We start from the raw sequence: 11281 nt of genomic DNA, 5'->3' as shown, positions 1-11281 counted from the left end.
CTGTGCCTCAAGGCACGGGAAAGTCGGTCGCCGCCAGATCTTCCAGACAGTCCTTTGAAAAAAGCCCCTCCGCGTAATCCGCAGGAAGGGCTTTTTGTGTTCAATGTTCCTGTCGATCATGAACGGCATTACCAAGAGGCTGCCTGAAAAGGCAGTCCCAATAATATCCTGAAACTGTAAAAGTTTTTGGTGAAGCTTTTTCAAAAAGCTTCAGGAAACGTCGCCCTTTCAAAAAAAGCGACGTCCCTGTTGTCTTCTTCAAAAAAACAGATCGCGCCAGGCTCCGGCCGCCCGCAAAATCCGACTTCTCAGTCCTGATCCTTCAACGCTTCTGCTTCTTCCTTACGCGTGGCGAAAGGCACTTCCTGCTTGTCGTCAAGTTCGTTCATGCTGCCGCCCTCGTTGCCGAGGTTTTCTTCCAGCCATGCCTGCTCGATCGGCTGTCCGTTCGCATCAAGGGGAACGGGCGATTCGACCGGAATCTGGCCGGCATCGGGGTTGCTTTCCATCCCGATCAGTTCGGATGCCGCTTCCTTATAGGCTTCCGGCCCGCACCCGGGCTTGCCATCAGCGGTCCACAGTTCCTTTGCTTTCGCAAGGATACGCGCTTCCTTCTGGGGGGTATCTTGCAGCGGATTGTCCATTTTCGTCCTCGTAATCTATTATGGCCCTGTCAGGGCATGGGTATCTGACAGGGCTGTATCATGTGAGGTAAGGGATCAGGCAGTTTTTTTGCTGCTATCCGTCCCGCCGGATGCGGGGTCAAGGGCGACCGTGGCCTCGCTTGTCAGGACACGGAATACAAAGCTTTCCTGCAGGTAGAGTTCGACCGTCTCTGCCGTATGCGCCAGATAGCCGATCGAAAAATCCTGTCCGATATCCAGTGCGAGATCACCGCCGCGCATGGATACGACAAAGGCCCCTTCGATGGCGGGGGCCCAGATCAGCTTCCCGTCGATCATGCTTTCGATATGTTTGCGCACGGGATAGCCGTCATCATCTCCGCCGCTGAGCGCCTGATACGCCTTGGCGCCCAGAACGATGGAATAGGGGCCATTCACGCCCGCCAGACGCAGCGTGCTGAGGGCCGCGGCAATGGCGTGGGGATAATCCTTCGCCAGCGCGGGAAGTTTCAGGTGCTCATTTGACGTGGCCTTGCGGATGCCCTGAATGCCAGCGGCGGCATATCCGTCAAAGATGGCGCAGTCCTCGGCAAAGGCGATTTTCAGGGCCGCGTCCTTGACCGGCTGCCAGTCGGAATCGAGGGAACCGCGTTCCACCGCATCGATTTCCTCCCGCGACAGGGTGAAGGGCACGCGCAGTTCGACCGGCGACAGGACCTCGCGCCGTATCGCGCGGACGCCTTCGGCCAGGGGCGCGATCTGCTGGCCGCGCCCGGTCCCGACACCGGCAAAGGCCGTTCCCCTGGGTTCGGACGTATCGACAACGCGACGTCCCGCCAGATGCCGCCGGATGGTGCGGGCCGCTTCTTCCTCGATCTGTGCCCATGCCGCGCTGGAAACGGGGGCAAGGTGTCTGTGCAGGTTGTTCATGTCACGTTTCCTTATTTCAATGATCCGATGCCAAGGGTGCCGTCACGTGGTTGCGTGTCCTGTTGCCCGGCCGGCGTTTCGGGGGCGGCAGGCGACGCGTCCGTTTGCCGGTCCGGCGCGCTGTCGAGGAAATCGCTGCTGGGGATGAAGAACAGCGCGCCCGTGACGGCCGTGCTGACATCAAGGAGCCTGTCGTAATTGCCCGGCGGCTTTCCCACGAACATGTTTTCCAGCATCTGTTCAATCCGGGACGGGGCGCGGGCATAGCCGATGAAATAGGTGCCGAACTCCGCCTTGCCGACTTCGCCAAAGGGCATGTTGTCGCGCACGATCTGCAGTTGCTTTCCGTTTTCCTCGAGTGTGGTCAGTACATTATGGGCATAGCTGGGCTTGTCCGCGTCGGGCAGCTCGATGTCCGAGACTTTCCTGCGTCCGATGATATGTTCCTGGACCTCGGTCGGGATGGCGTCCCATTTCTTCAGGTCATGCAGGTATTTTTGGATGATGACATAGCTGCCGCCTGCAAAATCCGGGTCTTCGTCCCCGATGACGGTGGAATCCCGCGCCGCCTGTCCCGACGGGTTCTCGGTCCCGTCCACGAAGCCGAGCAGGTCGCGCGCGTCGAAATACTTGAAGCCGTGCACCTCATCAACAACCTTGCCCGCCCCGTCGAGGCGGGAGACGATTGCCGTGGCGAGTTCAAAGCACAGGTCCATGCGCGTCGCGCGGATATGGAACAGCAGGTCCCCCGGCGTCGACGGAGCGTGATGCACGCCGTGGATTTCACGAAACGGATGCAGTTCGCGCGGACGTGGTATGCCGAAAATGCGGTCCCATGCCCCGGACCCGATTCCTGTGATGCAACTCAGCCTGCCGTCAGGAATTCGGAATCCGACAGCACGGACAAGGGAGGAGAGATCACCCAGAAGATCCCGGACCTGAGCGTTGACCGATGTGTCGCTGTTCAATGTCATGACCAGGAAAACAGCCGCCTGGGTCAGTTCTGTATCAACGGGTTGAGGTGTGGCCAACGCTCTGGATCTCCCTGCTGCTGAGGCTCGTGTAACGAGAACGGGCACCCAGCATAGGCAGGTGGTGATTTGTGACAAGGGAGGGGTCACAACAAAATAACCAGAATAATCACAAACGCCGCATCATTATAACCAGTACGCATAATGATATGACTAAAAGGTCTTGGACGCCCGCGATCGGCCTGATCTAGCACATGCGCAGGGGGCGTCCTGACGCGCCCCGACCGGGCGGCACACCATTACGGCGGCACCCATGACGGGAAACGTCGATCGCGACCGATCCGTGGGCCTGTTTTCAGGTGGAGATGTCACGGCCACGATTATTGGAAAGTATCGATGTACAATGCACATGATTTCGCGCTCCTTCTGGCGCGCTTCCAGTTCGCCTTTACCGTAGGCGTCCATATCATCTTTCCGGCCTTTTCGATCGGGCTGGCGGCCTATCTGGCCGTGCTGGAAGGACTCTGGCTGAAGACGGGGCGCGCGGTCTTTCTTGACCTGTACCGATACTGGATCAAGGTCTTCTCGATCGTCTTTGGCATGGGTGTCGTCTCGGGGCTGGTCATGTCGTATGAATTCGGCACGAACTGGTCCGTCTTTTCCAAAAAGGCCGGCCCGATTACCGGCGTGCTCCTGTCCTACGAAGTCATGACCGCCTTTTTTCTGGAGGCGGGCTTCCTTGGCGTCATGCTGTTCGGCATGAACAAGGTCGGGCGCGGGCTGCATTTCGCCGCGACGTGCTGCGTTTCGGTGGGCACGCTGATTTCGATGACGTGGATCCTTGCCTCCAACTCATGGATGCAGACGCCGCGCGGCTACACGATCGACCCTGCCACGGGGCGTTTCATGCCTGCCGACTGGCTTGCCATCATCTTCAATCCGTCCTTTCCCTTCCGGCTTGTGCATATGGGGCTGGCGGCGTTCCTGTCGGTGGCGTTCGTGGTGGGCGCGACCGGCGCATGGCATCTGCTGGGCGCGCGGCGCAGGGGCGAAATCGCCAGCGAGCCGGTGCGCGTGATGTTTTCCATGGCCATGTGGATGGCCGCGATCGTGGCCCCCATCCAGATCCTTGCGGGTGATGCGCACGGCCTGAACACCCTGAAGCACCAGCCGGTGAAGATCGCCGCGATGGAAGGGGACTGGGAAAGCGAAGGGCGCGCGCCGGAACTGCTGTTCGGCATTCCCAACATGAAGACGGAACATACCGATTACGCCGTGCGCGTGCCGCTGCTAGGGTCGCTGATCCTGACCCACAGCCTTGATGGCAAGGTGCCGGGCATGAAGGATTTCCCCCGCGACCAGCGGCCGCCCTCGCCCGTCATCTTCTTCTCGTTCCGGATCATGGTGGCGATGGGGATGCTGATGATGCTGATCGGGCTGTGGTCGCTGTGGCTGCGGCGCACCAGCGCCCTGTTCACCACGCCCGCCTTTCACCGCGTGGCGCTGTGCATGGCGCCTGCGGGCTTCCTTGCGCTGTTATGTGGCTGGGTCACGACAGAGGTGGGACGCCAGCCCTGGACCGTCTATGGCCTTTTGCGCACATCCGACAGCATTTCCCCGGTCGCCCTGTCGAGCATGGCGTTCTCGATGACGGCCTTCGTGGTCGTGTACGTGATCGTGTTCGGCTCCGGCCTGGGGATTCTCGTGCGTCTGCTGGCCCATCCGCCGCACGAGGGCGAGCATGATGCCAGCGCCGCCCATGCATCCGACATCCTGGGCGCGCGCATGCATCCGGCCGTTATCGACCCATCTTCTGGCGAAGGAGCCTGAGGCATGATGGACTTTTCATACTGGCTGCCGATCGTGTGGGCCGTGATCCTTGTCGCCGCCATCACGATCTATGTCATCCTTGACGGGTTTGACCTTGGCATCGGCATGCTGTTCACGCTGGAACGTGACCCCGACCACCGTGACGTGATGATCAATACCATCGCGCCGGTCTGGGACGGGAACGAGACGTGGATGGTGCTGGGTGGCGCGGTGCTTTACGGGGTCTTTCCCGGCGCCTACGCCACGTTGCTGCCCGCCTTTTACCTGCCGGTCATCCTCATGCTGCTGGCGCTGATCTTTCGTGGCGTGGCGTTCGAATTCCGCGTCATGACGAAAGGCACCGCGCGCGGCGGGATGTGGGATATCGGGTTCATGGCGGGATCGGGCATCGCCGCGTTCTGTCAGGGCGCGATCCTTGGCGGCGTGGTGCAGGGGGTCCGCGTGGTCGATGGGTCCTTTGACGGCGGGTCGTTCGACTGGCTGACGCCCTTCAGCGTCATGTGCGGGCTGTCGGTCATGTGCGGGTATGCGCTGCTGGGGGCGACGTGGCTCATCTGGCGGACAACCGACGCGCTGGAGGCCTCGTGCCGCAGGTGGGCGCAGCGGCTTGCCATCGCGCTGTTCGCGGCCATCGTGATCGTCAGTATCTGGACACCGCTGCTGCATGCGCCGTACCTGCGCCGCTGGACCGACTGGCCCAACATCCTCCTTGTCGCGCCGGTGCCCATCCTGGTGGTCGTGCTGGGGCTGGGTCTGGTGCGCGGGCTGCGCAAAAGCCATGCGCGTGGTCCCTTCCTGTGCGCCCTTGGCTGGTTTTTCCTGTGCCTGTCGGGCCTCGGGATCACGATCTGGCCCTATGCCGTGCCGCCGTCCCTGACGCTGTGGGATGTGTCCTCCCCCCCGTCGAGCCAGTTTTTCCAGCTGGTCGGTACGGCGATCCTGTTGCCGATCATCCTGACCTACACCCTGTATTCCTATCACGTGTTTCGCGGAAAGGTTACAAAAGCCGATGGCTATCACTGATATTGTCCGGGGAAACGGGAATGACGCGCCAAGGCATGCGGGCGTGCGGATCGGATGGTTTGTCGTCATCTGGTCATGCAGCACGGCGGTGTTTTTCGGGGTGGCAGGCCTGATCCACCTGATTGTCCCGAGATGAGCGGGCAGCGGCCCCGTCACGTGGACGTCCATATTACCAGTTCAGGACAAGGTTCGATGCTTTTTGATTTTGAACGTGATTTTGCCGGTTCCCTGCGGTGCATTCCGATGATTGCGCGACAGAAGCTCGATATTGTCGGCATAAAGCTCAGCCTGCGGCAATGGAGCCGGTTTTCACGTGAAGAGCGGGCACAGCTTGCGGACCTGCCCTGCGTAAGTGACGGGGAACAGGCCGCCTATCGCGAACTTGTCGCCCGCCTGATCGCAACGCGCACTGACGAACCGCTGCGTCCCCTGGCGGAACGGGGGCTGGAGGACTGGCGCGATCCGGGGCACATGCCACAGGCCGTGCGCGCGCAGGCGCATGCGGACGGCATTGCGCCGCCCACGGCGCGGGAATGGGCGGCATTGACCCCGTTGCAGCGGTTCGCCCTGATCAAGCTTGCGCGTTCACGGCATGAAAATGAAAATTTCGTGCCCGCGATGAAGGAATTCGGGATTCTGCGCCATGATGACAGGCAGCGCGAAAACATGGCTGCCTTGTAAAACCTGCTGAACACATCGGAAACGATTGATTTCTAAAGCCCGGCCCGAATCTGTAAGGTCCCTGTCATGAGCAACGAAAAAGAATCCGAATACAAGCCATACCACCATCCCGCCGGGGGATGGGGTGCCGCGGGCGCGACCGCGAAGGTGCTGATGGAGCAGAGCGTCCTTGTAAAGGGTTCGCGCGGCCTTCTGTCGATGAACCAGCCGGGGGGATTCAAATGCCCCAGCTGCGCCTTTCCCGATCCCGATCAGCGCAAGACGCTGGAGTTCTGTGAAAACGGCGCGAAGGCACTGGCGCATGAGGCGACAAAGGCGCGCATAACGCGGGAGTTTTTTAAAAAACATACCGTCACGGAACTGATGCTCAGAAGCGATTACTGGCTGGAAATGCAGGGGCGCCTGACGGAACCGATGCGCTATGACCCCACGACGGACCGCTATGTGCCGGTGACGTGGGATGACGCGTTCGCGATGATCGGCCGTCACCTGCAGGCCCTCGACAGCCCGCATCAGGCGGAGTTCTATACCTCGGGGCGCACCGCGAACGAAACGGCCTTCCTCTATTCGATTTTCGTGCGCGAATTCGGGACCAACAATTTTCCCGACTGTTCCAACATGTGCCATGAACCGACCAGCCGGGGGCTGCCGCCCTCCATCGGGATCGGCAAGGGCACGATCGTCATGTCCGATTTCGAACATGCCGAGGCGATCTTCGTGGTGGGGCAGAATACGGGCACCAATTCACCGCGCATGATGACCAACCTTGTGGAGGCAAGGAAGCGCGGCGTGCCGATCGTCCTGATCAATCCCATGCCCGAACGCGCGCTGATCCGCTTTACCGAACCGCAGGACGTGCTGCAGATGGCGACGTTCGGTTCCACGCCGATTTCCTCCGAATTCGTCCATGTCCGCATCGGCGGCGACCTTGCGATATTCAAGGGCATGATGAAGGTCCTGTTCGAGGCGGAGGAACAGGGCGAGGACGTACTGGACCGTGATTTCATCGCGCAGCATACGGCGGGCCTTGACGCGTTGCGCGCCGACATCATGGGCTGCGGGTGGGAGGACATCACCCGTATCTCCGGCGTGTCAGAGGCGCAGATCCGTCGCGTGGCCGAGATTTACAAAAAGTCGCGGGCGACGATCATCTGTTACGGAATGGGCCTGACGCAGCATCAGGAAGGGTCCCGCCTGCTGCAGCAGGTCGCGAACCTGCTTCTGCTGCGTGGAAACTTCGGCAGGCCCGGCGCGGGTATCGCGCCGATCCGGGGTCATTCGAACGTGCAGGGGGACCGCACGGTCGGCATAGATGAAAAGCCCACGCAGGCCTATCTGGACCGCGTGCGCGATGCCTTCGGGTTCGAACCGCCACGCGAACATGGCCATCATGTCCTTGACGCCATCGCGGCGATGGAGGCGGGAAGCGCGCGCGTCTTCATCGGGATGGGCGGCAATTTCATCCGCGCGGTGCCCGATACCGAACGTTCCTATGCCGCGATGCGCAACCTCGACCTTACGGTTGGCATCGCGACGAAACTGAACCGGGGACATCTGGTCCATGGCCGCGATGCGCTGATCCTGCCGGTGGTCGCGCGTTCGGAAATCATCCGCACCGACGCGGGCGAGCAGTTCGTGACCATCGAGGACGCGATGGCGAACGTGACCGCCTCACGCGGGGTTTTCGCGCCGGTCAGCGAACATGTCCTGCCGGAGACGGAAATCGTCTGCCGCATGGCCATGGCTGCGCTGCCGCATTCACGCACGCCGTGGGCGCGGTACATGGTGGACTACGACCTGATCCGCGACAAGATCGCGGAAGTCTATCCCGAAATCTATGCCGATTTTTCGGAAAGGATCAAAAACCCCAGGGGATTCCACCTCGACATTCCGCCGCGCCGGCGCGTGTGGAAGACACCCAATGGCAAGGCGAATTTCCTTGTCATGCCGGGGCTGGAGGTGGATGCGCCGGTCGCCGATGGCGCGATGCTGCGCCTTGCGACGATCCGGTCGCATGATCAGTACAATACCACCATCTATAGCAACAATGACCGTTATCGCGGGGTGTACAACACCCGTCTCGTGGTCTTCATGAACAGGGAGGACATGGCGGAACGCGGGCTGGAAAACGGCGCCGTCATCGGCCTTGAAACCTGTAGCGACGACGGGGTGCGCCGTTATGTCGACGGGCTGAGCGTCATTGACTATCCGATGCCGCGCGGCGCCATCGCGGGCTATTACCCGGAACTCAACCCCCTTCTGCCGCTGGATTATTTTGACGAGATCAGCGGCACGCCAGCCGCCAAGTCCATTCCGGTCCGGGTTGTCGAAAGCGTCGCCTCGGCCCCGCCACTGCGGATCGCCGGATAGGCGGCCCATGACCGCACCACTTTACGGCCTGGTCCTTGCCGGTGGGGCCAGCCGGCGCATGGGGCGGGACAAGGCGGCGCTTTCCTATGCCGGGCGGCCGCAGCTTGCGCGGGCCTTTGACCTGCTGGCCGCCTGCGTGCCGCGATGTTTCGTCTCCGTCCGGCCCGATCAGCTGACCGATCCCCTGCGTGCGGCCTATCCACGAATCCCCGACAGGACGGATGTGAAAGAGGTGCTGGGCGGTGGGCCGGCGGTGGGGCTGCTGTCGGCGCATGCGGCGTACCCGGACGCGGCGTGGCTGGTGGTCGCATGCGACCTGCCGATGCTCGACGCGCTGACGCTGTCCGCCCTGATTGACGCGCGCGATGTCTCCCGTGGTGCGACGGCCTATCTGAGCGAGCATGACGGGGATCCCGAACCGTTATGCACGATCTGGGAACCCGCGATGCTGCGGGCCCTGCGGCAACAGGCGGCGACGGGGAAAGTCCGGATGCGCGGGATGCTGCGCGCCCATGGCGGCCGCTTCGTGCAACTCGACAGGGCGGGGGCGCTGGATAACGTGAATCTGCCGGCAGAACAGGTGGCCGCGATGCAGCGGCTGCCCCCCGGCCCGGCATCGCAGGCGGAGGCACGGCCCGCGCGTGCGCGGACACAGGGCGGAACGTCATGCCCTGCCCACGGCTGCGGCGCGGAAATTGCATAAGGTTTTTTGAAATGTTCCCCCTGTTTCATCAGGTTCCCGTCGCGCGGCTGGACCAGCCGGAGCGCGTGTTCGAACTGAACATCGCCGAAGAGGTGCCCGTCAGGCTGGTGTTCAACGGCATGTTCGCGCATGGCATCATGATGATGACGCCAGATGGGCTGGAGGATTTCGCGTACGGATACTGCCTGACGGAACAGATCGTAGGCTCCATCGGGCAGATACGCTCCGTCACGGTGAGCCGGGAGGATGACGGGCTGCTGCTCGATATCTCGATCACGGGCGAGGCGCTTAGTGCGCTGATCCGCCGCAGCCCCCGCGCCCGGACAGGCCATTCAAGCTGCGGCATCTGCGGCAGCGACGAGGTGCCATCGCCCGAGGCCACAGGCATTGCCGCCCTGGGGGCGGGGCCGTTCATTTCGACGGACGCGGTGCGGCGCGCGCTCGACGAACTGGGGGAATGGCAGGCGCTGAATGCCGTGACGCGAATGGTGCATGCGGCGGCCTGGGCGGACTGTACCGGTCGTATCGGCATGATCCGCGAGGATGTGGGACGGCATAACGCGCTGGACAAGCTGATTGGAGCGCGTGCGCGTGATGGCGGGATGCAGGCGGGGCTGTGCGTGCTGACAAGCCGGTATTCCTATGAAATGGCGCTCAAGACATTACGGGCCGGGATTGCGATCGTCGTGGCGGTGTCAGCACCCACCTATCGCGCCTGTCGCCTTGCGCGGATGGGCAACCAGACCCTGATCGCCATTGCGCGACGCGATGGGCAGATGCTGTTCTGTGGTGGGGAACGGCTTGTCGCGCGAAACCTGGTATAAGGAACTGTCTGAAAACGACGCATTGGATGAAAACAAAAGTTTTTGGGTGTCGCCTTTTTTTAAAAAGGCGACGTCCCTTCGAAGCTTTTTGAAAAAATCTTCAGAAAAAACTTCTTTGTAATTTACAGGATTTCTCAGGGACGGTCTTTCCGGTTCCCTGACATGCTGCGATCATTTCCGGAGTGACACGTGTTTCTGAAACAGCTTCATTATCTGCGCGAGATAGACAGGCTCAGGAGTTTTTCAAAGGCGGCGGCGGCGTGCAACGTGTCGCAGCCCGCCCTTTCGCGTGCGATCCGGCAGCTGGAGGACGAGCTGGGGATCGTGATCGTCGATCGCAAGAAAAAGGTCTTCGGCCTGACGGCGGAGGGGGCGCGGGTCCTCAAATGGGCGCATGACATCCTGCGAAGCGTGACGGAAATGCGCAACGAGGTCTCCCTGTCCAGGCAGGAACTGGTCGGCACGATCAGGATTGGCGTCATTCCGACGGCGGTTCATATCGTGCCTGTCCTGCTGCATGCCATAAAGGACAGGATCGGCGCGTTTTCGGCCGATGTCTCGGTATTTCCCAATGTGGAAATCATTGAAAAGCTGGTCACGAAACAGCTGGATATCGGGATCATGTATTATGACCAGTGCCCGCAGGCGCAGGCATTCGTGGTGCGCTCCCTTTATGAGGAAGAACAGGTGCTGGCGGGGACGTTGGCCTATGACTTTCCCGACGCGCGTGAAATCAGCTGGGAGGAGGCCGCGCGATTCCCGCTGGCCCTTCTGGGGCAGGGAATGCGCTGCCGGCAACTGGTGGACATAGGGTTCCAGACGGCAGGCGTCGAACCTGTCATCCGTCTTGAAACCACGTCGCTGGAACTGATCCATGCGGAAATCATGTGCGGCGCCCTTGCGACCATATTGCCGATTTCGTCCTTTCCCCTGCGGGTACCACCGATGGGGCGGCTGCAGATGCGGCGGCTTGCCGGGTTTTCACCCGGTTCGATCGGGCTGGTGAGGCTGAGCGAACATCCCCCGTCGGATTTTGTCGCACGGGTCTGGAAAGTGGCGCTGGAAATAGATTTCCGGCAGCAACTGGACAATCTGTGCTGGCCCCCCGAAGGCCAGGGACTGTCTGGAAATGGTATATTGATGGAAAAGTAATAAAAGTTTTTGGGCGTCACCTTTTTTAAAAGGTGACATTTCTTCAAAGCTTTTTTCAAAAAGATTTACCAAAAACTTTTCATGATTTCACCGTGTTACCGGGTCTGCCATTTTCAAATGGTCCCTGACGAAAGTTTCAGGGCACTTAATTTTTTGAAAAATGCAGATTTATTC

At 61.0% G+C, this 11281-nt stretch carries 11 protein-coding genes; 8 read left to right on the top strand and 3 right to left on the bottom strand.

The window, feature by feature from the left end:
- Positions 1-308 precede the first annotated feature (308 nt).
- The 3 genes from NJLHNGOC_RS13380 to NJLHNGOC_RS13370 form a co-directional block, all read right to left on the bottom strand.
- Positions 309-644, bottom strand: coding sequence for a hypothetical protein (locus NJLHNGOC_RS13380; RefSeq protein ID WP_110531551.1), 336 nt, complete (start codon positions 642-644; stop codon positions 309-311).
- A gap of 75 nt (positions 645-719) precedes the next feature.
- Positions 720-1553, bottom strand: coding sequence for a family 1 encapsulin nanocompartment shell protein (locus tag NJLHNGOC_RS13375; RefSeq protein WP_113596803.1), 834 nt, complete (start codon positions 1551-1553; stop codon positions 720-722).
- An 11-nt stretch (positions 1554-1564) separates the two neighbouring features.
- Entirely contained in the window at positions 1565-2584 is a 1020-nt protein-coding gene (locus tag NJLHNGOC_RS13370; protein WP_113596802.1) for a Dyp-type peroxidase, read from the bottom strand.
- A 336-nt stretch (positions 2585-2920) separates the two neighbouring features.
- On the opposite strand from NJLHNGOC_RS13370, the gene NJLHNGOC_RS13365 reads away from it, so the two are divergent.
- The 8 genes from NJLHNGOC_RS13365 to NJLHNGOC_RS13330 all read left to right on the top strand — a co-directional run bounded on the left by NJLHNGOC_RS13365 (position 2921) and on the right by NJLHNGOC_RS13330 (position 11107).
- Positions 2921-4354 (top strand): cytochrome ubiquinol oxidase subunit I, encoded by a 1434-nt coding sequence (locus NJLHNGOC_RS13365; RefSeq protein WP_113596801.1) that lies wholly within the window; start codon positions 2921-2923, stop codon positions 4352-4354.
- A gap of 3 nt (positions 4355-4357) precedes the next feature.
- Positions 4358-5377: a cytochrome d ubiquinol oxidase subunit II gene (gene cydB, locus NJLHNGOC_RS13360; RefSeq protein ID WP_113596800.1), complete on the top strand. Its 1020-nt coding sequence runs from the start codon at positions 4358-4360 to the stop codon at positions 5375-5377.
- Positions 5364-5513, top strand: coding sequence for a DUF2474 domain-containing protein (locus tag NJLHNGOC_RS13355; protein ID WP_113596799.1), 150 nt, complete (start codon positions 5364-5366; stop codon positions 5511-5513). The genes cydB and NJLHNGOC_RS13355 overlap by 14 nt, the downstream gene beginning before the upstream one ends.
- A gap of 56 nt (positions 5514-5569) precedes the next feature.
- Entirely contained in the window at positions 5570-6058 is a 489-nt protein-coding gene (locus tag NJLHNGOC_RS13350) for a nitrate reductase associated protein (protein WP_113596798.1), read from the top strand.
- A gap of 66 nt (positions 6059-6124) precedes the next feature.
- Positions 6125-8428 (top strand): FdhF/YdeP family oxidoreductase, encoded by a 2304-nt coding sequence (locus NJLHNGOC_RS13345; protein WP_113596797.1) that lies wholly within the window; start codon positions 6125-6127, stop codon positions 8426-8428.
- A gap of 7 nt (positions 8429-8435) precedes the next feature.
- Positions 8436-9131, top strand: a complete 696-nt coding sequence (locus NJLHNGOC_RS13340) for an NTP transferase domain-containing protein (protein WP_113596796.1) — start codon at positions 8436-8438, stop codon at positions 9129-9131.
- An 11-nt stretch (positions 9132-9142) separates the two neighbouring features.
- Complete coding sequence (gene fdhD, locus NJLHNGOC_RS13335; protein WP_113596795.1) at positions 9143-9955, top strand: formate dehydrogenase accessory sulfurtransferase FdhD; 813 nt, start codon at positions 9143-9145, stop codon at positions 9953-9955.
- Positions 9956-10144: 189 nt separating this feature from the next.
- Positions 10145-11107 (top strand): LysR family transcriptional regulator, encoded by a 963-nt coding sequence (locus NJLHNGOC_RS13330; RefSeq protein ID WP_113596794.1) that lies wholly within the window; start codon positions 10145-10147, stop codon positions 11105-11107.
- Positions 11108-11281: the final 174 nt, after the last annotated feature.

It is taken from the genome of Novacetimonas cocois (genome assembly GCF_003311635.1).
GTDB lineage: Bacteria > Pseudomonadota > Alphaproteobacteria > Acetobacterales > Acetobacteraceae > Novacetimonas > Novacetimonas cocois.
The sequence above is the reverse complement of the archived record's forward strand: the minus strand, read 5'-3'. Positions and strand labels throughout refer to the sequence as shown.